The organism is Ewingella sp. AOP9-I1-14, assembly GCF_052375995.1.
GTDB classification, from domain to species: domain Bacteria; phylum Pseudomonadota; class Gammaproteobacteria; order Enterobacterales; family Enterobacteriaceae; genus Ewingella; species Ewingella allii.
Genome location: NZ_JBQSVA010000010.1, coordinates 17223 through 40538, shown reverse-complemented (window position 1 = coordinate 40538; position 23316 = coordinate 17223). Strand labels below are relative to the sequence as shown.

Annotated in this window: 19 protein-coding genes and 4 tRNA genes; 6 read left to right on the top strand and 17 right to left on the bottom strand. The window is 53.5% G+C overall.

Annotation, left to right across the window (positions count from 1 at the left end; all coding sequences use genetic code 11):
* Positions 1-94 precede the first annotated feature (94 nt).
* The 4 genes from hemC to hemY are packed head-to-tail and all read left to right on the top strand — an operon-like array spanning position 95 to position 4177.
* Complete coding sequence (gene hemC, locus ACT3RT_RS20380; RefSeq protein WP_496203638.1) at positions 95-1036, top strand: hydroxymethylbilane synthase; 942 nt, start codon at positions 95-97, stop codon at positions 1034-1036.
* Positions 1033-1773, top strand: a complete 741-nt coding sequence (gene hemD / locus ACT3RT_RS20375) for a uroporphyrinogen-III synthase (protein ID WP_353504377.1) — start codon at positions 1033-1035, stop codon at positions 1771-1773. Before hemC ends, hemD begins: the two co-directional genes overlap by 4 nt.
* A gap of 22 nt (positions 1774-1795) precedes the next feature.
* Complete coding sequence (gene hemX, locus ACT3RT_RS20370) at positions 1796-2977, top strand: uroporphyrinogen-III C-methyltransferase (protein WP_485903888.1); 1182 nt, start codon at positions 1796-1798, stop codon at positions 2975-2977.
* 3 nt (positions 2978-2980) lie between these two features.
* On the top strand, positions 2981-4177 hold the full coding sequence (gene hemY / locus ACT3RT_RS20365; protein ID WP_485903887.1) for a protoheme IX biogenesis protein HemY: 1197 nt from the start codon (positions 2981-2983) through the stop codon (positions 4175-4177).
* 711 nt (positions 4178-4888) lie between these two features.
* On the opposite strand, the gene ACT3RT_RS20360 is transcribed toward hemY, so the two are convergent.
* From ACT3RT_RS20360 to trxA, 17 genes are all read right to left on the bottom strand, one after another.
* Positions 4889-4965: transfer RNA gene (locus tag ACT3RT_RS20360), tRNA-Pro, on the bottom strand.
* 59 nt (positions 4966-5024) lie between these two features.
* Positions 5025-5110, bottom strand: a tRNA-Leu gene (locus ACT3RT_RS20355).
* A 31-nt stretch (positions 5111-5141) separates the two neighbouring features.
* Positions 5142-5217: transfer RNA gene (locus tag ACT3RT_RS20350), tRNA-His, on the bottom strand.
* Between the two features lie 71 nt (positions 5218-5288).
* Positions 5289-5365 (bottom strand) — tRNA-Arg (locus tag ACT3RT_RS20345).
* Between the two features lie 143 nt (positions 5366-5508).
* Positions 5509-6903 (bottom strand): bifunctional threonine/serine APC transporter ThrP, encoded by a 1395-nt coding sequence (gene thrP / locus ACT3RT_RS20340; RefSeq protein ID WP_353504374.1) that lies wholly within the window; start codon positions 6901-6903, stop codon positions 5509-5511.
* Positions 6904-7150: 247 nt separating this feature from the next.
* The gene (wecG, locus tag ACT3RT_RS20335; RefSeq protein ID WP_496203637.1) at positions 7151-7891 is read right to left on the bottom strand and encodes a lipopolysaccharide N-acetylmannosaminouronosyltransferase; all 741 of its coding nucleotides are present in this window, start codon (positions 7889-7891) and stop codon (positions 7151-7153) included.
* Positions 7888-9270: an ECA oligosaccharide polymerase gene (gene wzyE, locus ACT3RT_RS20330; protein ID WP_496203636.1), complete on the bottom strand. Its 1383-nt coding sequence runs from the start codon at positions 9268-9270 to the stop codon at positions 7888-7890. The genes wecG and wzyE overlap by 4 nt, the downstream gene beginning before the upstream one ends.
* A complete protein-coding gene (locus tag ACT3RT_RS20325) occupies positions 9267-10355 on the bottom strand; it encodes a TDP-N-acetylfucosamine:lipid II N-acetylfucosaminyltransferase (protein WP_485903883.1) in 1089 nt (362 codons plus the stop codon). The genes wzyE and ACT3RT_RS20325 overlap by 4 nt, the downstream gene beginning before the upstream one ends.
* A complete protein-coding gene (wzxE, locus tag ACT3RT_RS20320) occupies positions 10352-11602 on the bottom strand; it encodes a lipid III flippase WzxE (protein ID WP_496203635.1) in 1251 nt (416 codons plus the stop codon). The genes ACT3RT_RS20325 and wzxE overlap by 4 nt, the downstream gene beginning before the upstream one ends.
* 1 nt (position 11603) lies before the next feature.
* Complete coding sequence (gene rffA, locus ACT3RT_RS20315; RefSeq protein WP_485903881.1) at positions 11604-12734, bottom strand: dTDP-4-amino-4,6-dideoxygalactose transaminase; 1131 nt, start codon at positions 12732-12734, stop codon at positions 11604-11606.
* A 4-nt stretch (positions 12735-12738) separates the two neighbouring features.
* Positions 12739-13437 carry a dTDP-4-amino-4,6-dideoxy-D-galactose acyltransferase gene (gene rffC, locus ACT3RT_RS20310; RefSeq protein WP_485903879.1) on the bottom strand — a complete coding sequence of 233 codons (699 nt, stop codon included), beginning with the start codon at positions 13435-13437 and terminating at the stop codon, positions 12739-12741.
* Between the two features lie 21 nt (positions 13438-13458).
* Positions 13459-14721 carry a UDP-N-acetyl-D-mannosamine dehydrogenase gene (gene wecC, locus ACT3RT_RS20305; RefSeq protein WP_396132681.1) on the bottom strand — a complete coding sequence of 421 codons (1263 nt, stop codon included), beginning with the start codon at positions 14719-14721 and terminating at the stop codon, positions 13459-13461.
* Complete coding sequence (gene wecB, locus ACT3RT_RS20300) at positions 14718-15848, bottom strand: non-hydrolyzing UDP-N-acetylglucosamine 2-epimerase (RefSeq protein ID WP_353504367.1); 1131 nt, start codon at positions 15846-15848, stop codon at positions 14718-14720. The genes wecC and wecB overlap by 4 nt, the downstream gene beginning before the upstream one ends.
* A gap of 73 nt (positions 15849-15921) precedes the next feature.
* Complete coding sequence (wzzE, locus tag ACT3RT_RS20295; protein ID WP_496203634.1) at positions 15922-16980, bottom strand: ECA polysaccharide chain length modulation protein; 1059 nt, start codon at positions 16978-16980, stop codon at positions 15922-15924.
* A gap of 40 nt (positions 16981-17020) precedes the next feature.
* Positions 17021-18100, bottom strand: coding sequence for a UDP-N-acetylglucosamine--undecaprenyl-phosphate N-acetylglucosaminephosphotransferase (gene wecA, locus ACT3RT_RS20290; RefSeq protein ID WP_353504365.1), 1080 nt, complete (start codon positions 18098-18100; stop codon positions 17021-17023).
* Positions 18101-18380: 280 nt separating this feature from the next.
* Complete coding sequence (gene rho, locus ACT3RT_RS20285) at positions 18381-19640, bottom strand: transcription termination factor Rho (protein WP_013577536.1); 1260 nt, start codon at positions 19638-19640, stop codon at positions 18381-18383.
* Positions 19641-20057: 417 nt separating this feature from the next.
* Positions 20058-20384: a thioredoxin TrxA gene (trxA, locus tag ACT3RT_RS20280; protein WP_353504364.1), complete on the bottom strand. Its 327-nt coding sequence runs from the start codon at positions 20382-20384 to the stop codon at positions 20058-20060.
* Positions 20385-20502: 118 nt separating this feature from the next.
* Between trxA and rhlB the strand changes: the two genes are divergently transcribed.
* Positions 20503-21801 (top strand): ATP-dependent RNA helicase RhlB, encoded by a 1299-nt coding sequence (gene rhlB / locus ACT3RT_RS20275; protein WP_353504363.1) that lies wholly within the window; start codon positions 20503-20505, stop codon positions 21799-21801.
* 6 nt (positions 21802-21807) lie between these two features.
* On the top strand, positions 21808-23313 hold the full coding sequence (gene gppA / locus ACT3RT_RS20270) for a guanosine-5'-triphosphate,3'-diphosphate diphosphatase (protein ID WP_353504362.1): 1506 nt from the start codon (positions 21808-21810) through the stop codon (positions 23311-23313).
* Positions 23314-23316: the final 3 nt, after the last annotated feature.

Sequence of the window (23316 nt, the reverse complement as noted above, 5' to 3'; positions counted from 1 at the left end):
ACAAAGCGATGGATGCTCGCGATGGCTTCTTACGCTGACAGCTTTCCTCTGTCGGTGGTAGGATGGTCAGCGAAATAGTAAAACGGTAACAAGCATGTTAGACAAAATCATTCGAATTGCCACCCGACAGAGCCCGCTGGCTCTGTGGCAGGCACAGTACGTTCAGAAGCAATTAATGGCCTGTCATCCCGGTTTGCAGGTCGAACTGGTTCCGATGGTCACCAAAGGCGACATCATTTTAGACACCCCGCTGGCCAAGGTGGGTGGTAAAGGTCTGTTCGTCAAAGAGCTGGAATTAGCCATGCTCGACGGTCGCGCGGATATCGCGGTTCACTCAATGAAAGACGTTCCGGTGGAATTCCCGGAAGGCTTAGGTCTGGTGACGATTTGCGAGCGCGATGACCCGCGTGACGCCTTCGTGTCCAACCATTACGCCAGCCTCGCCGACCTGCCGCAAGGCAGCGTCGTAGGCACCTCGAGCCTGCGCCGTCAGTGCCAACTGCGCGAACAGCGCCCCGATTTAGTGATTCGTGATTTACGCGGCAACGTCGGCACCCGTCTGGCGAAGCTCGATAACGGCGACTACGACGCGATTATTCTCGCCGTCGCTGGCCTGAATCGCCTTAATTTGCAAGACCGCGTGCGCACCGCGCTGACGCCGGAAGAGTGCTTGCCGGCCGTGGGCCAAGGCGCCGTGGGTATCGAATGCCGTCTTGATGACAGCGAAACCCGCGAACTGCTGGCTCCGCTGGCACACCGCGAAACCACGCTGCGCGTGCTGGCCGAACGTGCCATGAACACGCGGCTGGAAGGCGGATGTCAGGTGCCAATTGGCAGCTATGCGGAAATCGACGGCGACCAAATCTGGCTTCGCGCCCTGGTCGGCGCACCCGATGGCAGCCAAATGGTGCGTGGCGAACGGCGTGGCAACACGGCAGACGCCGAGCGCATGGGGGTTGATCTGGCCGAAGAGCTGCTGGCCAAGGGCGCCCGTGAAATTCTGCAGGAAGTCTACCAAGGTAATCCGCCAAAATGAGTATATTGGTAACCCGCCCCTCTCCTTCTGGAGAACTGTTGGTCAGTAGACTAAGAACGCTTGGTCGGGTTGCCTATCACTCCCCTTTGATTGAATTTGCGCCGGGAAGGGAACTCGCGGTTCTGCCGAACCTGCTATCCTCTTTAAACCAGCATGACTTAGTGTTTGTGCTTTCCCAGCATGTTGTTAAGTACGCAGAACGTGCTTTACAGCAGGTAAATCAGCCATGGCCCGAGCACGTCAATTATTACGCGATTGGGCGCACCACCGGCCTGCTTTTCCATCGTGTGAGTAGCCTGCCGGTGATTTATCCACACGACGGCGAAACCAGCGAAGTGCTGCTCAACCTGCCAGATTTACAACATTTGGCGGGGAAAAAAGCGCTGATTTTGCGCGGCAATGGCGGACGTGAACTGCTGGCTGAAACGCTGCGGGAACGCGGCGTAGAAGTGACTTACTGTGAGTGTTATCAGCGCAGCCAGATTTATTACGATGGCAGCGAGCAAAGCTCGAGCTGGCAGCGCGCCGGTATCAATACGCTGGTGGTCACCAGTGGAGAAATGTTAGAACAGCTTTATACGTTAGTTCCTGATTACTATCGCCAATCTTGGCTACTACGCTGTAGCCTGATAGTGGTCAGTGAACGCTTAGCGACCCTCGCCCGCCAGTATGGCTGGCAGGATATTCGGGTCGCTGAAAACGCAGATAATGATGCGCTAATTCGTGCATTAAAATAACCTGACTAAGGGATGTGCCAAGATGACGGAACAAAAAAATCCTTCCGCACAGGATGACATGATCACCCCTGCGGCTGAGAGCCCCCAACAGCCAGATGTTGATCACCGTGAAAAACCACAAGATATTCAGTTAGATCGGCAAAATGAGCAGCTGAATGCTTTGCGTAAAAAACAGCGCACTGCGCCAGTTCTGGGTGCTATCGCCATCGTATTGGTGATTGCCTTAGGGGCGGGTCTTTACTATCACGGACACACTCAGGGACTGAAGCAAACGGCGGCAGTTGATGAGCTACAAGACCAACTTATCGCTTTGCAGAAAACCCAGCAGCAGGACAAGCAGCAAATTGCCGACCTGCTCAGCCAACAAGACAAATCGCAGCAGACCAGCGAGCGTCAGCAAGCCTCTTTCAGCCGCCAGTTGAACGAGTTGCAGGATAAAGTTGCCAGCATTTCCGGCAGCGATGCCAAAACCTGGCTGCTGGCTCAGGCCGACTTCCTGGTGAAGCTGGCCGGCCGTAAGCTGTGGAGCGACCAAGACGTCACCACCGCCGCCGCGCTGCTGAAAAGCGCCGACGCCAGTCTGGCCGACATGAATGACCCAAGCCTGATTGAGGTGCGTCGCGCGCTGAATGAGGATGTGTCCAGCCTGTCGGCGGTCACTCAGGTCGACTTCGACGGCATCATTCTAAAGACTAATCAGCTGACGAATCAGGTAGATAACCTGCGTCTGGCCGACAACGACAGCGATGAAGCGCCGATGGATGACGACGGCACCAGCCTGTCCAGCTCCCTCAGCGAATGGCGTCAGAACCTCACCAAGAGCTGGCATAACTTTATGTCAGATTTCATCACCATTCGCCGCCGCGATAGCAGCGCAGAGCCTCTGCTGGCGCCGAATCAAGATGTCTATCTGCGCGAGAATATCCGCTCCAAGCTGCTGATTGCCGCCCAGGCCGTGCCGCGCCATCAGGATGAGATCTACAAACAGTCGCTTGAATCCGTTTCCACCTGGGTTCGCGCCTACTTTGATACCAGCGACCCGGCAACCAAAGCTTTCCTTGAAGATGTGGACAACCTGAGCCAGCAGTCTATTTCGATGGACGTCCCGGACCAGCTGAAAAGCCAGCCGATGCTGGAAAAACTGATGCAAACCCGGGTGCGTAATCTGCTTCAGCAGCCCGCAGCCTCTACTCAGGGGGAATAACGCATGCTAAAGGTCTTAGTGTTATTCCTGATTATCATCGCCGGGATTGTGGTCGGCCCGATGCTCGCTGGGCATCAGGGTTATGTGTTGATCCAAACCGACAACTACAACGTTGAAACCAGCGTTACCGGCTTGGTTATCATGTTCGTGGTGCTGATGCTGGTTCTGTTCTTCATTGAATGGATCCTGCGCCGCGTGTTCCGCACCGGCGCACGCACTCGCGGCTGGTTCGCCGGGCGTAAAAGCACTAAGGCGCGTAAACAGACGCAGGCTGCCATGTTAAAACTGGCGGAAGGCGACCATCGTCAGATGGAAAAACTGTTGGCGCGCAATGCTGACCACGCCGATCAGCCGGTAGTGAACTACCTTCTGGCGGCGGAAGCGGCGCAGCAGCGCGGTGATGACATTCGCACCAATCAGTATCTGGAACGCGCCGCCGAACTCGCCGATATCGACCAGATGCCGGTGGATATCACCCGCGTGCGTATTCAGCTGGCGCAGGGAGAGATCCACGCGGCGCGCCACGGCGTGGATCGTCTGATTGGTCAGTCTCCGCGCCATCCGGAAATCCTGCGTCTGGCCGAGCAGGCCTATCTGCGCACCGGGGCTTATGCCTCATTGCTGGAGATTTTGCCGTCTATGGCAAAAACGGGCGTGCATGACGATGAAGAGCTGCGCGTGCTGCAAGAACAAGCCTATATCGGCTTGATGAATCAAATCATGGCCGAGGAAGGCAGCGACGGACTGAAACGTTGGTGGAAAGACCAGAGCCGCAAAACTCGCCATGAAGTGGCCTTGCAGGTCGCCATGGCGGCGCATCTGATTGAATGCAACGATCAGGACTTAGCGCAGGAAGTGATTCTGGACGGCATAAAGCGCCAATATGATGAACGTCTGGTCGCCATGATGCCAAAACTGCGTTCAGGTAATCCTGAACAGCTGGAGAAGGCGCTGCGTCAAATCATCAAGCAAAATGGCTCAACCGCGCTGCTGAGCAGCACGCTGGGGCAGCTGTTGATGAAACACGGCGAGTGGGCGCAGGCGGCGGAGTCCTTCCGTGAAGCACTCAAACAGCGCCCGGACGCCTACGACTACGCATGGCTGGCCGACGCGCTGGATAAGCTCCACAAACCGGCAGAGGCCGCAGAAATGCGCCACAAAGGCTTGATGCTGACACTGAACAACTCGCAAGAGCAGTAAGCTTCGAGCGGCTAGAAATACTTATTGCAGAAAGGCTCCTTCGGGGGCCTTTTTTATTTCTGTCAATAAGATACGAGTTACCAGTGATTCGGGTAAGGGAGTGCAGCCAACGCCTCTGCGGCTTGAAGGATGACGGGTATTTAGGCAAAAAAAAACACTTGCCGATAGGCAAGTGCATAAAACAATCAGGTCTAAGACAACAGGGGAGTGCCTCACTCAACGATTTGCCTGCTGGTTGATAAATGCCTGATGAGAGGCGCTTATCGGTCAGATAGACAATAGGCACTATAAAGTGGCTCTGCGTCATTCCCAGTTTTATGAAGCCCTAAGGCAAACATAGGAGGTGGAATGAGCATCTACGCAGTAATTATTGCAGATTGCGTGCCACAATTCTAAAAATCATCTCCAATTGACTCAATAAACATTTATCATTTTGATTTTAGATGAATTTATAAGAGATAAATTTTCTCACGCCTTTGCGCGCTGAACCTCCCCCTAAGCCAATCCCCGACTTAAATGAAATAAGTGTTGCTGGCAAACGACACCCTTCTCAAGTGCTCTATAAGACCATAAATTTCAATGAATTAAGTGTCACCGGATAGCGACAAGCATAGGTATGGATGTTGCTGAAGGGAGACAAGAGTTGGAAAGAGGGAATTGATAAACTCCAGACGAAAAAAAACCTGCTTTAAAAAGCAGGTTTCTTCGAATTGGTCGGCGAGAGAGGATTCGAACCTCCGACCCACTGGTCCCAAACCAGTTGCGCTACCAAGCTGCGCTACTCGCCGATGTCGTGCATCTTACTACTTTTTAATGCTAACAGCATCATTTAAATGCGTTTTGTGTGTGGTGCGAAGGGAGGGACTCGAACCCTCACATCCTAAGGACACTAACACCTGAAGCTAGCGCGTCTACCAATTCCGCCACCATCGCATGTCACATTCACAAAATCATTTAAAAAATTTGGGGTGGCTAATGGGACTCGAACCCACGACAACTGGAATCACAATCCAGGGCTCTACCAACTGAGCTATAGCCACCATTTCAAACTCTTCCACACGTGAACTGTTCAACATCAAACAGTACCACCGCAACTCTAGCGCAAACTTAATGGTGCGCCCGACAGGATTCGAACCTGAGACCTCTGCCTCCGGAGGGCAGCGCTCTATCCAGCTGAGCTACGGGCGCTTAGCGCCGTTGCGGGTGGGGATACTACGGTTTTAATGCCACCCTGTCTAGTGCTTTTTATTGGAAAAGTTGCGTTTGATTGCTCTTTGTCCAATACGCATTAAAAGTAGGCGTCTTACCTTCCCCACCCATGACTTACGACGTTATTTTAGGCTTTCTGCCGGTAGAGATGCTCGCTTGTGCATCCCCAGCCCGAAGTATATCAAGCTGATCGCCGCGATGAAAATACCGCCTACCAGCAAAGATACCCGCGTATCGGGGTTTATCGCCATTCCGACCAGCACGCAGGCCAAAAATGCCAGCGTCAGATAGTTGACGTAAGGGAACAGTATCGATTTAAACGGATGGTCTTTCAGCTTCTCTTTGTGCGCCTCGCGAAAACGCAGCTGGCTGACCAATACCACGAACCACGGCACCATGCCCGGCAGCACGCTGGCGCTGTAGACATACACAAACACTTTCTCTGGGTTGGGAATGACGTAATTCAGGCATGACCCTACCACCAGCACCGCGATAGACACTGTGATGCCATGCACCGGCACGCCGCTTTTCGACACTTTCCCCAGAAACGCCGGAACCTGACGATTCTTCGACAGCGCGTAGAGCATGCGCCCGCAGCTGTACATCCCGCTGTTACAGCCCGACAGCGCCGCCGTCAGCACCACAAAGTTAATAATCCCCGCCGCCGCCGTGATACCGATTTTGGCGAAGGTCAGCACAAACGGGCTACCGTGGGTGCCCATCTCATTCCACGGGAAGATAGTGATGATGACGAAGATTGCGCCGACGTAGAAAATCAGAATACGCCACAGGATGTTATTGATGGCGCGCTTTAGCGTCACCTGCGGGTTCTTGGCCTCACCGGCAGTGATACCCACCAGCTCGACACCCTGATAGGACGCCACCACGATACACAGGGCGAACAGGAAGCCTTTCCAGCCGCCGGCAAAGAAACCGCCGTGCGCCGTCAGGTTGCCAAAGCCAATGGGCTGGCCATGGTTGCCGAAGCCAAAGAAAATCACCGCCAGCCCCACCACGATCATCACAATAATGGTGGTGATTTTGATCAGCGCGAACCAGAACTCAAACTCGCCGTAGAGCTTAACCGCCGCCAGATTGGCCGCAGCGACGATAGCCACGGCGGCAATCGCCGGTATCCACTGGGGTAAGTCTGGGAACCAATATTGCGCATAAACGCCAATGGCCGTGATTTCAGAGATGCCCACCGCTATCCACATGAACCAGTAGCTCCACGCGGTCAGATAGCCATAGTAAGGCCCGAGATACTTGTGCGCATAAACTGCAAAGGAACCGGCGACCGGCTCGAGATGCAGCATTTCGCCCATCGCGCGCATGATGAAGAAGACGAACACCCCGGCCAGAATATAAGCCAGTAAAACCGAAGGTCCTGCCCATTTCAGCGTACTCGCCGCCCCCATAAACAGACCCACGCCGATTGTCCCGCCCAGGGCAATCAGCTCTATATGACGGGCTTCTAGCCCTCGGTGTAGACCACCTTTTTCCTCGTTACTTGCCATAAATCCTCAATGTTATCGTTATTGTGTTTGCCTTCCGGATTGCCCGGAATGTTATTTTTATAGTCTGCTTTTCCCGCTCGGGAGTTAAAACGGGCAGTATGGTTTCGCATTTTGTGATCAGTTGCAAACCACGAATTGAGAAGCTGCGCCTCGGTTGACAACGGGCGCTGCAATAATCGGCAAATGGGCAGGAAAAACGAGAGGTGGCGCGCCGCGATAGTGAAAAAACCGCGACGCAAAGCGGGAATTAGAGCTGGTTGGTATAGTGGTAGCGCAGATATTTGAGCAGTTTTAATTGGCGGCCCAGTCGGCTTGGCTGGCGAATCAGGCGATACAGCCACTCAAGGCCGAGCTTTTGCCAGACTTTCGGCGCGCGCTTCACATGGCCGGTGAACACATCGTAAGTGCCGCCAATCCCCATATATAAGGCCTGAGGGTGAACAAGCTGGCAGTCGCGCATCAAGATCTCTTGCTTTGGCGACCCCATCGCCACGGTGACAATTGCCGGCTGTAACGCTTTCACCTGTTCCAACAGCGATTCGCGCTGCTGCGGCGTAAAATATCCATCCTGACTGCCAACAATGTTGACGTTCCACTGCGCCCGCAGCATGGCTTTGGTCTGCTCTAGCACCTCGGGTTTGCCGCCAATCAAAAATACCGGCGTCCCCTCCTGCCCGGCGCGCTGCATTAAGCCTTCCCACAGGTCGGCTCCTGCGATACGCGAAACCTTGGCTGCAGGGTATTTCCGACGAATAGAACGCACAATGCTGACGCCATCGGCATATTTGTAATCCGCCTGATTAATCAGCTCGGCGATGTCGGGGCGGCTTTCCATGGTCAGCACTTTTTCGGCGTTAATCGCCACCAGAGAGCCAGTTTTCAGCTGCGGACCGTCGAACAGGTAATTGATAAAGTGGTCCATATCGTAAAAGCCGCATAAATTTATGCCGCGAATGGAATAGGTTGGGATGTTGTTATTTGAAATCATGAATATTCCTGCGACGACGCGGGCGTCGTTGGGTTCCCTTTAGTTGAAGCATGGTCAAGCACGCGGCGTGGGCGGATAAGCCCGATGGCATCAAACATCCAGTAGAGTAATTTTGCGACCACCAGACACAAGCCAAAAATCATGCAGAAAAACACCACGCGGGAGAAGAAAGAGTCCACCCCTTCGCGCGCCAGCACGATCATATTGAATACCGCGCCGAAACAAAAGCTTTGCAGAATGGCGGCTTTGTAGGGGTTAGTCTCGGCCTTGCCCAACTCATAGAGCCAGTCGAACCATTTGATGATTAACCCCACCACCACCGCGCCGAGCGGGATAAACCAAACGCCGCCCATCACCACCAGCGAGCCGATTAGGGTCGGTGAAATCGCCAAACCAGAGTGGTTATTCAGCACGTCCCAGGTGAAGTAGTTGGCCGAGTTCAGCACCACCGCCGGGCGTTCCGGCCACAGCCAGCTTGGGATAAACACGTAAAAGTCGCGCACAATCGGCGCCAGCCCCTGAAAACTGATTTTGTCGTAGTTTTGCAGCAGCAGCCCGAGGTTTTCCCAAGGAGAGAAGGTGTCGCGAGTCAGATAGAGGAAAGTGTAGAACGCCTCGGGGCCATTCACATTCATGCCATAGCGTTTTAGCGCCAGCCAGAACATGCCGACCACCGCCATCACGCCCGCCGTCGCCAGCATCCACAGGGAAATCCAGCCGCGCACAATACCAATAAACAAGAATAAGGCGAAGGCGATGATAATGTTGGCCCGCGTGCCGCCAACAATCACATAGGTGAGCAGCCCAAAAGCCACGGTGCTGACCAAGAAGAACAGCCAGCTGCGGCTGTTTTGGCGCAGAAAATAGACCACCAGCATGGCGGGAATAAAGAAGTAGAAGAAGCGTTTTAACGCCACGCCCGACACTTCGCTGGAGAAGATCTGGCTGTAAGACTTAAGCTTAAACAGCAGAAAACCGTTGTGCAGGAAGAAGATAGACACCGTCACGATAGCCACCAGCGCCAGTAGCATCCACGTCAGGTGGGTTTCCACCCGATTCATGGTGAAAATCGGCACGCGGGGCTTGTCAGACCGCGCCCTGAGACGCGTTTTATAGCAGACGTAGTAAATGCCGTAGAAGCAGGTGGCCGCCAGCATAGCTTGCAGCAGATTCTCGACCGGCACCACTTTGACATCAAAACGAAACACCAACAGGCAGGTCAGCGGGAAGCCGAAATAGAATGTCAGCAGATAAAGCATGGAGAAGAAGACGTTGAAGTTAAATCTGACGCGGCGAAACTCTTTGTATGTCAGCGTCAGAATAAAAATCAGAGAGAGCGCGTAAACCAGGCTCAGACCGCCAAACTGGGTCAGCGTCATGATGCCGCTCCGCCCGTTACCAGCTCGATTGCCTGCTGCCAGCCCGCAATGTAGTTCGGGTTGAAGAAGTCGATATTCTGCCGATCGGCGCTGAGTAATTGGCGGCGGGCCTCGGCCACTGTCGCGCTATCCAAGGTATCGCCGTAAAACAGCACCGGCAGGTGTTGCTCCGCCAGATCCTGCCAGAACGGGTTTTTACGGCTGACCACGAAAGGCACGCCGAACTGAATCAGCAGGCAAAGAGTGCCAATCGCCTGTTGGCGGTCGAAAATGAAATAGCCCAGCGAGCAGCGACGCAGCAGGTTGAGATAGGCATCAAAGGGCATGGCGTCGGTCAGTAACTCAACATTCTCTGCCGGGAATAAGCTCAGCGCGGCGGCTCTAACCTGTTCAATGTATTGCTGATTATCCGCCGGATAGCCCATGGGGATAATCACCTTAATTTCTGCGCCAAACTGCTGGTGCAGCGAATTCAGTGCTTCAATGTGGCGATTACTGCGATCGCCGGAGTTGCCCACCAGCACGGTCATTGGCCCGGACGGTGCTGGCTGTTCGGCTGGCTGGGTCAGCGCCGGGTCCATGCGCGTCGGGAAATAGAGCAGTGATGACGCCACGCGCGGGTGCCGCTGGTGATAGTGATTCAGGTCGCCGCGAGTGCCAAACACGTGGCCAATGCGCCCCTGAGCCAAACGGCGCAGCAGATAGAACAGGCGGAATTTCAGGCTGCCAGAGGCTTCGTATAAATCCGCGCCCCAGATATGCCAACACGCCTGACGCGCTTTAATCTTGCCACTGAGCAATGCGAGCCACAGGGTCGGGTTGAACTGCCCATGCAGGAAGAACTTCTGCTGGCGATTGGCCTGAGCCTGCGCAATAACCGCCTGTGCCAGCGTTTTCTTGTCCTGATAAACTTCAATATTCAGCCGGGTAAACTCGCCAAAGGCTGATTTATCGGCGGCCACCACCATAAAGCGTCGAACCTGCTCCGGCGGCAATTGCTCCGCCAGCACGTCATTGAAGAAGCGCAAAACGGTAAGATTATGGTGCGGGATATCAGATCCCAAAACGTGAATCAGCGTCGTCATGCTCGTCTACGGTAAATAACAAAAACGATGCTGCACAGGGCGAAATAGACAATGTAAGTCGCCATGTAGGCCTGCGCAGCGCCAAGAGAACCCTTTAATGGGATGAGCCAGTGGGAGAAAGCCGTTAGCAACGCGAACTGGCTAATCTCGGTCAATATATAAAAGCGCAATGAGGCTTTGGCAATCACCAGATAGCCAAACACATAGGAGCCGACTTTGAGCACATCGCCGACCAACTGCCAGGCGAACAGGTCGCGCATGGCGGTGAACTGGTGAGAGAACAGCAGCCAAATCGCGAAATCACGCAGTAGCCAAACCATAAAGCTGGCACAGGCCACGGCGGGAATAACAAACTTCAGCGATTTAACAATTTCGTGGGAAATCGCCTGTTTATCGGTCAACCGCGACAGCGTCGGCAACAGATAGACGCTAAAAGAGGCGGTGATGAACTGCAAATAGGCGTCTGAAATGCTGCTCACGCCCTGCCAAATCCCCACCTCATCCCAGCTGTAATATTTCGCCAGCAGGTTTCGCATCATCACATAAGCCACTGGCAGGGTCACTGAGGTGATGAGGGCCATCAGGGTAAATTTGCCCAGATGGCTGGCAATGGCGCGATCAAAACCTACACGCAGGAAGTGCAGTGGAAAAGGCTTACGCCGCCAGAGCATCACTCCGGCAGGCAGCACCACCAGAGCCGGCACCAACGCCAACCCCGCCAACGCACCTTCATAGCCACCGAGCTTGAAGCAGAGTAAATAGGCCAGCAGGCCAATCAGACTGCCGCCGATCACCGCCAGCGCATTCCCCCGCGCGTCCCGATAACCTTTCAGGATGGCTTGGAAGTAGTTGGCGTAGGCGATGCCCATCTGGATAAAAGCCACGGCGCGCACTACCGATTGATACCTGTCGTGACCAAAAAGCCCGATGCTTATCGGCGCGGCGGCCAGCAGAAACACCAAGGCCAGCGCGGTAGAGAAAAACAGGATCAGGCTGGAAGCCGTGCCCAGTACCGCCTTTAAGCGCGCAGGGTCATGCTGGTGCTCTGCGACATACTTGGTGACGCCGTTGAAAATCCCAGCCCCGGACAGCACGCCGAGCACCGTTACCATTTGGCGGAAATTCCCCGCCTGCCCCACGCCGCTCGGGCCGTAGGCCACCGCCAGCAGCTTGACCACCAGCAGGCCCGCCGCAATTTTTATCAGCGTCGAGCCAGCCGTCCATACCGATGCTTTTGCCAGTGACATATCAGGAGAAGTATTTCAGCATGGTGGCGATCACGGTCTGCTGCACGTCGTCGGTCATGTTATAGAACAACGGCAGACGCACCAGACGCTCGCTTTCTGGCGTGGTAAAACGGTCTTCGCCGCTGAATCGGCCGAAGCTTAGCCCGGCAGGGCTGGTGTGCAGCGGGATATAGTGGAACACCGTCAGAATATCAGCCGCTTTCATATGGGCGATAAAGGCGTCGCGGTCGGTGATATCGTTCAGGCGCAGATAGAACATGTGGGCATTGTGCACACAGCCCTCTGGAATGGTCGGAAGCGTAATGCGCCCGGCCTGTGCCAGCGGCTGTAAAGCGCTGTGGTAGTTATCCCACAGGGCCAGACGGCGCTGGTTAATTGGCTCGGCCGCTTCCAGCTGCGCCCACAGGTAGGCCGCCTGTAGGTCGGACATCAGGTAGCTGGAGCCAATATCGCGCCAGGTATATTTGTCCACTTGCCCACGGAAGAATTGGCTGCGGTTAGTGCCTTTTTCGCGAATGATCTCAGCGCGTTCAATCAGCGCTTTATCATTGATAAGCGTCGCCCCGCCCTCGCCGCCCGCCGTGTAGTTTTTGGTTTCATGGAAGCTAAAACAGCCAATGTGGCCAATCGCCCCCAAAGCCTTACCTTTATAGGTCGACATCACGCCCTGCGCGGCATCTTCCACCACGAACAGGTTATATTTCTCGGCCAGCTGCATGATGGTGTCCATCTCGCAGGCCACGCCCGCATAGTGCACCGGTACAATGACGCGAGTCTTGTCAGTGATCGCGGCTTCAATCAGCGTTTCATCTATGTTCATGGTGTCTGGGCGCACATCGACAAAGACGATTTTCGCTCCGCGCAGTACAAAGGCGTTGGCCGTGGAAACGAAGGTGAAGCTTGGCATGATCACTTCGTCGCCTTCTTTGATATCCAGCAGCAGCGCCGCCATTTCCAGCGACGCAGTGCATGACGGGGTCAGCAGAACTTTCGCGCTGCCAAAACGCTGCTCAAACCACTGTTGGCAACGCAGGCCAAACCCGCCGTCACCACACATTTTCCCGCTGCTCATCGCCGAGCGCATGTAATCAATCTCAGTACCGAAAACCGGAGGGGCGTTAAAAGGGATCATATTTTCACCTGTACAACCAATATGCCGAGCGGGTGATTTTCCCTCCGCTGGCGAGATAAAGATTAAGGGCGGCGACATTGCCGGTTTGCGTCGCGACGTGCAAATACGACAGGCCGTGCGCCACGCACCAGTGCTTAGCGGCGGCCATCAGCTGCTTACCGATGCCGCAGGATTGCCACGCAGGCAACACCGCCAGCAGGCCAATTCGCGCCTCACCCGGCGCAATTTCGCGCAGTGAGACAAAGCCCAGTAATTCACCCGCCGCGTTTTTGATCAGCAAACACTGGTGATCGAAAGTGCCTCGCACGGCCTTCTCGGCCCACACTGCGTAGAAACGCGCGCTATCCCCGGCTTGATACCAGGGAGCGCGGAAACGGCTGTGGGTGAACGCGGCCGAGGCGGCGGCGGTGACTTGTGGGATATCGGATTCTAAGGCCGGGGTAGCCGCGCTAACGGAGTCGGTGCCACCATTGAGCGCGATGCAAACATCAATCTCGCCCTCGGCGAACTGGAAACCTGCGGCCTGAAGCGCATTCAGCGCCGCCACGTCATTCGCGCCTATCTTGGCCTGCACCAACTCAAAGCCTGAGAGGTGCGCGACGTCCAGAGGAGGCGAGCCAGGGTCAGCGTGAAACTTTGCCGTTCGCAGATGGAAAAAATCGCTTTCCCATTCAAGAAATTCGAGCGTTCCACAAAGACTCATGCTTACCTCCGGCCAAGATGATCAGCGCCAAACCCCTTTGGTATCAACAATCCAGGACTGTTTAACCCGATCGGCAGGGATCGCTTTAAAGATTTTGTGATCGACCAGCATGACCAGCAGATCGGCATTCTTCAGCGCGTCGTCCAATGAATGCAGCGTAACTTTGTCGCTCAGCGACGCGGGAAGCTGATGCACGTGAGGCTCGACGGCCCACGTCTCACCAGCGTGCCAGTCAGCAATAAGTTTGCTGACTTCCACCGCCGGACTTTCACGCAGATCATCAATGTTCGGTTTGAAAGCCAAACCGAAACAGGCAATTTTAATCTCTGATGCCCGTTTGCCGGTGGCGGTAAGGCAGTCGGCAAGCTGAGCTTTCACCCGATCCACCACCCAGTGCGGCTTGCTGTCGTTAACTTCACGCGCGGTGCGGATCAGCTTCGACTGCTCGGGGTTCTGCGCCACGATAAACCAGGGGTCAACCGCGATACAGTGGCCGCCAACGCCGGGACCGGGCTGCAAAATGTTAACGCGCGGATGGCGGTTGGCCAGCGCAATCAGCTCCCAGACATTAATACCCTGCGCATCACAAATCAGCGACAGCTCGTTGGCGAAAGCGATATTGACATCACGGAAGCTGTTTTCAGTCAGCTTGCACATCTCGGCGGTGCGCGAATTGGTCACCACGCACTCACCTTGCAGGAAAATATTATACAAATCGCAGGCGCGCTGAGAGCAAACGGCGGTCATTCCGCCAATTACACGGTCATTTTTAATTAATTCAACCATCACCTGGCCGGGCAATACGCGCTCAGGGCAGTAGGCAATATTGATATCAGCGCGGTCGCTCTCTTGCTGCGGGAAGCTCAAATCAGGGCGGCACTCTGCCAACCATTCGGCCATCTGCTCGGTCGTGCCGACCGGCGAGGTCGATTCGAGAATCACCAGATCGCCCTTTTTCAGCACCGGCGCAATGGAGCGCGCGGCGGCTTCAACATATTTTAAGTCCGGCTGATGCTGGCCTTTAAACGGCGTAGGCACCGCAATCAAAAAAGCATCGGCAGGATAAGGGCGGGTTGATGCTTCAAGGAAACCTTCATCAACGGCCTGCTTAACCAGCGCGTCGAGGTCAGGCTCGACGATGTGGATGCCACCACGATTAATGGTATCGACCGCGTGCTGGTTGATATCTACGCCAATGACTTTTTTCTGGCGCGAAGCAAAGGCCGCGGCCGTCGGCAATCCGATGTAGCCCAGCCCAATGACGGAAATCGTATGGAAGCTCATGGTGATACTCGATAATTCTTCAGTGCGTCTAAAATACGACGGCAAGCCTCGCCGTCGCCGTAAGGATTGTGCGCCCGGCTCATGCTTTGGTAGGCATTTTCGTCATTGAGCAAACGGGTCACTTCTTCGATCACTTTTTGCGTTTCTGTTCCGACTAATTTAACCGTCCCAGCGCTGACAGCTTCCGGCCGCTCGGTCGTCTCACGCATGACCAACACCGGTTTGCCAAGCGACGGTGCCTCTTCCTGAATACCGCCAGAATCGGTCAGGATCAGGTAGGACTTATCCATCAAATAGACGAAAGGCAGATAATCTTGCGGTTCAATCAGGATGACATTATCAATGCCATGCAAGATGCGGTTAACCGGCTCACTCACATTCGGGTTGAGATGGACCGGATAGACAATTTGCACTTCAGGGTGCTTCAACGCGATGTCGGCAAGCGCATTGCAAATCCGCTCAAAACCGCCGCCAAAGCTCTCCCGACGATGGCCGGTGACTAAGATAAGCTTCTTATTTTCATCGATAAACGGATAGCGGGCCGCCAACTTTTCGATCAGCGCCGCATCGCCCTGCACGCGGTCGCGCACCCACAGCAAGGCATCGATCACCGTATTACCGGTGACAAAGATGTCGTCAGCATCAATAGATTCGTGCAGCAGGTTGGCGCGGGAGGTCTCCGTCGGGGCAAAATGCCACTTCGCCAAGTGCGCCGTCAGCCGCCGATTCGCCTCTTCAGGCCACGGCGAAGAGAGGTCGCCGGTGCGCAGACCGGCTTCAACATGCCCGACGGGGATCTGCTGGTAAAACGCGGCCAGGCTGGCGGAAAAAGTGGTGGTGGTATCGCCATGGACCAAAACGATATCTGGCTTAAAGTCCTGAAGTACTGGCTTTAAACCCAGAAGAATGCGGCTGGTGATTTCGGTCAGGTCTTGCCCTGGCTGCATAATATTAAGATCGTAATCAGGTACGATACCGAACAGATGCAGGACTTGATCGAGCATTTCACGGTGCTGCGCCGTGACGCAGACTTTTGACTCAAAGGCATCATCCTGAGCCAACGCGTGCAGTAAAGGGGCCATTTTGATGGCCTCTGGTCGTGTGCCGAATATGGTCAACACTTTCACAATGAGTCTCTCTTTTCGGTTAGGCCGGGTGCGTTCCTACCGGCCAGACGAAATATCGTCTTTATTAAATGAGTTACGCGGCTGTGCGGCTCCGGCGTTTCGCCAATGCAATGCCAGCACCTACCAATGCGCCAACGGCACCCCACATGATCATCAGGAAAGCCCGGCGCGGACTGTCGCGCTTCACCGGCTCTTCCGGAGTTCGCAGGTAGCGGTAGGTCTGGAAATGGGCCGTCAACGTAGGCCCAACATTTAAGGTCGATAACATCGCCCGGTTCTGGTCATAGTCGAGGTCATAACTCGGCCCCGAGGCCTGTAGCAATTCAGCCCGCGCCTTGAGCATTGGCACACCTAACAGGAACATGTCGGAATTGGGCAACTGCTCGGCCGGGGTATCAGTACGGCTGCTATTAATGTTCTGCTGCTGGGCTATCTTTAGTGCTTGCTCAGTATTGTTGGTTTGGCGCTGGAAGATAGACTGGGCGACGGCTTCCTGACGCTTAACCTGTGCTTTCATCGATTGGGTGCGGGCAGCCCATGCGCCTTGCAGCTCGTCAAACAAGTGTTGCGCCGCGCGCTTGCTGGCGAAATTAACATATTCACGCAGCAGTTTATTGGCATCAGCGGAGGTTTCGGCGGTCAGTTTCACGCTGTCGTTCGGCACTTTCAGCGCATCTCTTGCGGTAAACTGAATGTCGCTAATCATGTCATCGAGCAGGGCAGCATCGGCACGCGCGTCGCCCTCTTTACGCTGCTGGTAATAAGGGCTGTGCAGCCAGAAATCGCGACGCGTATCGTAGGAAGCCAGCTGCATCACAAACTCGCTGTAGGCGTCGTCAGAAATCGTTGGCTGGACGCCCAGCGGGGCTACCGCATTGCGCGTATCGAGATTGCGTAAGAACTGCGCCTGAGAAAAATAAGAAGCGAGGTTGTTAACCGTTGGCCGATCGGTGATCGCCGTCGAGCTCCACTCCTGCTTCATTAAATAGGAGGAACCCAAGGCGATAACGGCAAACAGCAGCCCAATACCTAAAATCCACAGTTTTCCGCTCCAAAGAGCGCAACATAAGCCACGAATATCCAGCTCATTATCGATGGATTGAACCTCGGTTACTTTCGTCTCTGACTTCATCAAAGCTTTCAAACCTCTAAATAATGACTGATTGATAACATCACTTTGCGTGGCGAAGACGTCTTTTAATCCGCTTCAACAAGCGAGCTACCCGCCATGCACGTTTAATGCAGTAGCCATAAAATAAAAATGCCAGCAGGAACAGTATCAACATTAACCATTCAGGTACAAACCCGAGATTTTCACCAATTACGCCAATGGCGGCCAACAACGCGGCGGCCAATGTAATTAATACAAACGCCTGCCGAGGGCTAAAGCCCGCACGCATTATAAGATGGTGGATATGCTGCCTGTCCGGCGAGAAAGGGCTCATACCTTTACGGAGACGGCGGTACATAATGGCAATCATATCCATTAGGGGAATGGCAATGAGCCACAGCGCCGTTACCGGGGTCATTGGCGCTGCAACGCCCTGAGTGCTTTGCAGCAAAATCCAAATGGCAGTGAAACCGATTAATGTACTGCCGGCATCCCCCATAAAAACTTTATACCTTGGGCCGAAAACGCCGAGATTGAGCAATATATAGGGTAATGTTGCAGCAATCATGGAGAAGCACCACAGAGCCAGCTCCATGTGCCCACTCCTATACATGACAATGCCCATTGCGCCGAAGGTTACACTCGATAACCCGCCGAGCAGCCCATCAATACCATCGACCATGTTGAATGCGTTAATGGCCGCCCATACGGCAAATAGCGTAATAGGATAGCCAAACGGCCCCAATACCATGGCCCAAGGCCCGATAATATGGCCCAAATCCTTCAAAATCAGTCCGGCGAAGTACATCATCACTATCGCGACCAATGCCTGCACTAATGCGCGAATTTTAATACTGATATCAAAGCGATCGTCCATTGCACCGACAAATACCAGCAATCCCGCGCATCCGAGATAAAGCGAGCTATGGGCAATAGGGTAATCAGTGATCAGGAAAGTGAAACAGATCCCGGCAAATACAGAGATGCCACCCACCAGAGGGATCAAACCTTGGTGCTGCTTACGGTAATTAGGTTTATCAACTAAGCCGACTTTCTTGGCAACTTTTCGAGCCACAAATAAAAAGGCTAAAGAAAATAAGAAGATAATGAAGAGTTCAGTACTCATATTGAGTATGTTCACAGTAAACAGATCTCTGCAAATAGATAAGGCTGCTGATGGCCAACGTCATAAAATCTCATAGCCTTAGTGTCATATCCTTTGGTGACAATTAGGGTCTTTAACCGATAAATATGTCTTTTCCTAATCGCCAGGCAGGGTAGAGAAAGAGTCGCTGAAAGACTATCGGCGCTTATCCTAAATGTATCTCTTTTCAGAAGTTGCCATATCGTAGCCGCCATAAACGAAAAACGCCACGGATTAGCGTGGCGTTAGCTGACTTTTACAACAAATTGACGTCAAATTATGAACGTTTCATCATGTCGAAGAAATCATCATTGGTTTTGGTCATCGCGAGCTTATTAATGAGGAATTCCATCGCGTCAATTTCACCCATTGGATGGATGATTTTGCGCAGGATCCACATTTTCTGCAGCTCTTCAGAAGTGGTGAGTAACTCTTCTTTACGGGTACCAGAACGGTTGTAATCGATAGCCGGGAAGACGCGTTTCTCAGCGATTTTACGCGCGAGATGCAGTTCCATGTTGCCGGTACCTTTAAATTCTTCGTAGATAACTTCATCCATTTTAGAACCGGTATCCACCAGCGCCGTAGCGATGATAGTCAGGCTGCCGCCCTCTTCCACGTTACGTGCCGCACCGAAGAAGCGTTTTGGACGGTGCAAGGCGTTAGCATCCACACCACCCGTCAACACTTTACCGGACGCAGGCACCACGGTGTTGTAAGCACGAGCCAGACGCGTGATGGAGTCCAGTAAGATGATGACATCTTTCTTGTGCTCAACCAGGCGCTTCGCCTTCTCGATAACCATTTCTGCAACTTGCACGTGGCGAGAGGCTGGCTCATCGAAGGTAGAGGCGATCACTTCGCCTTTAACCAGACGCTGCATCTCTGTCACTTCTTCCGGACGCTCGTCAATCAGCAGCACCATCAGTACGCAATCAGGATGGTTGTAAGCAATGCTGGTGGCGATATTTTGCAGCAGCATCGTTTTACCGGCTTTCGGCGGTGCCACGATCAGGCCACGCTGGCCACGGCCAATTGGAGAAGCTAAGTCGAGTACGCGAGCGGTTAAATCTTCGGTGGAGCCGTTGCCGCGTTCCATACGCAAACGGGAGTTTGCATGTAACGGGGTTAAGTTTTCGAAAAGAATTTTACTGCGGGCATTTTCTGGTTTGTCGTAGTTAACTTCGTTAACTTTCAACAGGGCAAAATAACGTTCGCCTTCTTTAGGGGGACGAATTTTACCGGAAATGGTGTCTCCAGTACGGAGGTTGAAGCGGCGAATTTGGCTTGGAGAAACGTAGATGTCGTCGGGACCGGCGAGGTAGGAACTGTCTCCAGAGCGGAGGAAACCAAATCCATCCTGCAATATCTCCAGTACGCCATCACCGAAGATGTCTTCTCCGCTTTTCGCATGTTGCTTCAGAATTGAAAATATAATGTCTTGCTTGCGCATACGGGCTTGGTTTTCCAGCCCCATATTTTCGCCGAGTGCAATCAGGTCAGAGACCGGCGTGTTCTTTAATTCGGTAAGATTCATAATGGTGGGTTCTTAAACTCGGGGTATGTCTCGAACATCTGTCGTGAATGGGTATGGCAGGGTCATCCATGCCTGTTTGTGTAGGACACTCAATTAGCAGTTTCTGAATATAGGCCACAGGCAGTCGCACGCGGGCTATTCAAGATGGGAAGACTGATATTTGAAGGTGTCTTAAAGCCGATTTTGTCAAAACCGTTAGATTGTCAAAGCACAGTGCCGATTAAAGTTATTGTTATAAAAGCGACTTTATAGGTCTAGGCAGATGTTTTTGACACAGAGTAAAACGTTAGAATCAAACTACAGGTAAGCTCTATTTGCAGTGAGAGTAAACTTAACACGCTTATTGACAGGCGTCTAGCGGACAATATGAAAAACACGTCAGCCCGCTAAACACCTGGAGTGGGTCATCCCGACCGATTACAGATTTGCAGTCAGGAATTCTTTCAACTGACTTTTAGACAGTGCGCCAACCTTAGTTGCAGCGACTTCACCATCTTTAAATAACAGCAGCGTAGGAATACCACGGATGCCGTATTTAGGTGCTGTACCTGGGTTTTCATCGATATTCAGCTTCGCGATGGTCAGCTTGCCTTCGAACTCAGTGGCAATCTCATCCAGAATCGGAGCGATCATTTTACAAGGACCACACCATTCAGCCCAGAAATCGACCAGAACCGGCGCTGTGGCCTTCAATACATCATTGCCGAAACTGTCATCGGTTAGGTGAATAATTTTATCGCTCATGTTCTACTCCAAAGGATTATCTTTACCTTGTTGATGTAGCATTAACCAACATTAGGTTGACTTTATTTCACCGGATACGCTTTCGTAAAGCAATAGTTAGCTGATATTCTACCACACTATGAGCAAAACACACTTGACCGAACAGAAGTTTTCCGACTTCGCCCTGCACCCGCTTGCAGTTGAAGCCCTTGAAAAGAAAGGCTTTCATTACTGTACTCCTATTCAGGCATTGGCATTGCCAATCACGCTCGCTGGGCGTGATGTTGCAGGTCAGGCGCAAACCGGTACCGGCAAGACGCTGGCTTTTCTAGCGTCTACTTTCCATTATCTGCTTTCTAACCCGGCTGCTGAAGGTCGCCAGACCAATCAGCCACGTGCCTTAATCATGGCACCGACCCGCGAATTAGCCGTGCAAATTCACTCGGATGCAGAAGCACTTTCCGAGTCCACCGGTTTGAAACTGGGGCTAGCCTATGGCGGCGACGGTTATGACAAACAATTAAAAGTCCTGGAAAGTGGCGTTGATATTCTCATCGGCACTACCGGCCGCTTGATTGATTACGCCAAGCAAAACTACATCGATTTAGGCGCCATTCAGGTTGTGGTTCTCGATGAAGCTGACCGTATGTTCGATCTCGGCTTTATCAAAGATATCCGCTGGTTGTTCCGCCGCATGCCGCCGGCTAACCAACGCCTTAACATGCTGTTCTCAGCAACCCTTTCCTACCGTGTGAAAGAGCTGGCGTTCGAAAATATGAATAACGCCGAGTCGATTGAAATCGAACCGGAACAGAAAACGGGTCACCGAATTCAAGAAGAGCTGTTCTACCCTTCAAATGAAGAAAAAATGCGCCTGCTGCAGACGCTGATTGAAGAAGAATGGCCAGATCGCTGCATCATCTTCGCCAACACCAAACATCGCTGTGAAGACGTCTGGGGCCATCTGGCTGCCGATGGTCATCGCGTAGGTTTGTTAACGGGTGATGTGCCGCAGAAGAAACGCCTGCGCGTGCTGGAAGATTTCACAGCCGGTACGCTGGATATTCTGGTCGCCACCGACGTTGCTGCCCGTGGTTTACATATCCCAGCCGTTACGCACGTATTCAACTACGACTTGCCTGACGACTGTGAAGACTACGTTCACCGTATTGGCCGTACCGGCCGTGCTGGCTTAAGTGGTCACTCTATCAGTCTGGCTTGCGAAGAATATGCGCTAAACCTGACGGCGATTGAAACTTACACCGGCCACAGTATTCCGGTTAGCAAATACAATAGCGATGCCCTGTTGACTGACTTGCCTGCACCAAAACGTTTGGCCCGTTCCCGTACTGGAAACAACGGTCAGCGTCGCAACAGCAATTCTTCATCACGCCGCAGCAGCGCGCCTCGCAATAATAACCGTAAACGCACGGGCTGATTTACTATGCTGAGCTCCACCTCATTATATGCCGCAATCGATTTAGGCTCGAACAGCTTTCACATGCTGGTTGTCCGTGAGGTGGCAGGCAGCATTCAGACGCTGGCGAAGATAAAACGCAAAGTCCGTCTGGCCGCCGGCCTTGATAAAGACAACCTGCTTTCTCAGGAAGCCATGCAGCGCGGCTGGCAATGTCTGAAGCTGTTTTCAGAGCGCCTGCAGGATATCCCTCGAGATCAAATTCGCGTGGTCGCCACGGCAACCTTGCGTTTAGCCAGTAACGCCGATGAATTCTTGCAAAAAGCGCAGGAAATCCTCGGTTGTCCGGTTCAGGTTATTGCTGGCGAAGAAGAAGCTCGCCTGATTTATCACGGCGTGGCACACACCACCGGCGGTCCCGATCAGCGTTTAGTGGTTGATATCGGCGGCGGCAGCACGGAATTAGTCACCGGAACTGGCGCACAGGCCACGGCGCTCATCAGCTTGTCGATGGGCTGCGTCACTTGGCTTGAACGCTACTTTGGCGATCGTAATCTGGGTAAAGAGAATTTCGACAAAGCGGAACAAGCCGCGCTCGATATGATCACCCCGGTTGCACCTCGGCTATTGGCCAATGGCTGGCAGATTTGTGTTGGCGCGTCAGGCACCGTTCAGGCGCTGCAGGAAATCATGGTGGCTCAGGGCATGGATGAACGCATCACCCTCGCCAAGCTGCAACAGCTGAAACAGCGCGCTATCCTCTGCGGCAAGCTCGAAGAGCTAGAGATTGAAGGCTTAACGCTGGAACGTGCTCTGGTTTTCCCAAGCGGCCTGTCGATTCTTATCGCCATCTTCAAAGCTCTCAATATCGAAACCATGACCCTTGCTGGCGGCGCGCTTCGCGAAGGTTTGGTGTATGGCATGCTGCACTTGCCTATCGAGCAAGATATTCGCCAGCGCACCTTACGCAACCTCCAGCGTCGCTATCTGCTAGACAGTGAACAGGCTAACCGCGTCGCGCAACTGGCGGAGAACTTCTCGCTGCAAGTCGCCAGTGGCTGGCAGTTGGATGCCCGTGCTCGGGAGCTGTTGAACAGCGCCTGCCTGATCCATGAAATTGGCCTCAGCGTCGACTTCAGGCAAGCTCCGCATCATGCCGCGTATTTAATTCGCCATTTGGATTTACCGGGCTTTACTCCCGCCCAGAAAAAGCTGCTGGCAACGCTGTTGCAGAACCAGAGTCAGGCATTAGATTTGCCTCTGCTCAGCCAGCAAAACGCCGTACCGCCGCGCCAGGCCCAGCGTTTATGTCGCATCTTGCGACTGGCGATTATCTTTGCCAGCCGTCGTCGCGATGACACGCTTCCGGCCGTGCGCCTGCGCGCCAACGAGGACGATTTGAACGTGATTGTCCCTCATGGTTGGCTGGAGCAGCATCCACTGCGCGCAGAAGAGTTAGAGCAGGAGAGCCATTGGCAGAGTTACGCCCACTGGCCGTTGTTCATCGAAGAGAGTGGTAAGCCAGCTGTCTGATTG

Coding starts and splice junctions, on each gene's coding strand:
- hemC (WP_496203638.1), top strand. CDS start 95: ATGTTAGACAAAATCATTCGAATTGCCACCCGACAGAGCCCGCTGGCT.
- hemD (WP_353504377.1), top strand. CDS start 1,033: ATGAGTATATTGGTAACCCGCCCCTCTCCTTCTGGAGAACTGTTGGTC.
- hemX (WP_485903888.1), top strand. CDS start 1,796: ATGACGGAACAAAAAAATCCTTCCGCACAGGATGACATGATCACCCCT.
- hemY (WP_485903887.1), top strand. CDS start 2,981: ATGCTAAAGGTCTTAGTGTTATTCCTGATTATCATCGCCGGGATTGTG.
- thrP (WP_353504374.1), bottom strand. CDS start 6,903: ATGGCAAGTAACGAGGAAAAAGGTGGTCTACACCGAGGGCTAGAAGCC.
- wecG (WP_496203637.1), bottom strand. CDS start 7,891: ATGATTTCAAATAACAACATCCCAACCTATTCCATTCGCGGCATAAAT.
- wzyE (WP_496203636.1), bottom strand. CDS start 9,270: ATGACGCTGACCCAGTTTGGCGGTCTGAGCCTGGTTTACGCGCTCTCT.
- ACT3RT_RS20325 (WP_485903883.1), bottom strand. CDS start 10,355: ATGACGACGCTGATTCACGTTTTGGGATCTGATATCCCGCACCATAAT.
- wzxE (WP_496203635.1), bottom strand. CDS start 11,602: ATGTCACTGGCAAAAGCATCGGTATGGACGGCTGGCTCGACGCTGATA.
- rffA (WP_485903881.1), bottom strand. CDS start 12,734: ATGATCCCTTTTAACGCCCCTCCGGTTTTCGGTACTGAGATTGATTAC.
- rffC (WP_485903879.1), bottom strand. CDS start 13,437: ATGAGTCTTTGTGGAACGCTCGAATTTCTTGAATGGGAAAGCGATTTT.
- wecC (WP_396132681.1), bottom strand. CDS start 14,721: ATGAGCTTCCATACGATTTCCGTCATTGGGCTGGGCTACATCGGATTG.
- wzzE (WP_496203634.1), bottom strand. CDS start 16,980: ATGAAGTCAGAGACGAAAGTAACCGAGGTTCAATCCATCGATAATGAG.
- rho (WP_013577536.1), bottom strand. CDS start 19,640: ATGAATCTTACCGAATTAAAGAACACGCCGGTCTCTGACCTGATTGCA.
- trxA (WP_353504364.1), bottom strand. CDS start 20,384: ATGAGCGATAAAATTATTCACCTAACCGATGACAGTTTCGGCAATGAT.
- rhlB (WP_353504363.1), top strand. CDS start 20,503: ATGAGCAAAACACACTTGACCGAACAGAAGTTTTCCGACTTCGCCCTG.
- gppA (WP_353504362.1), top strand. CDS start 21,808: ATGCTGAGCTCCACCTCATTATATGCCGCAATCGATTTAGGCTCGAAC.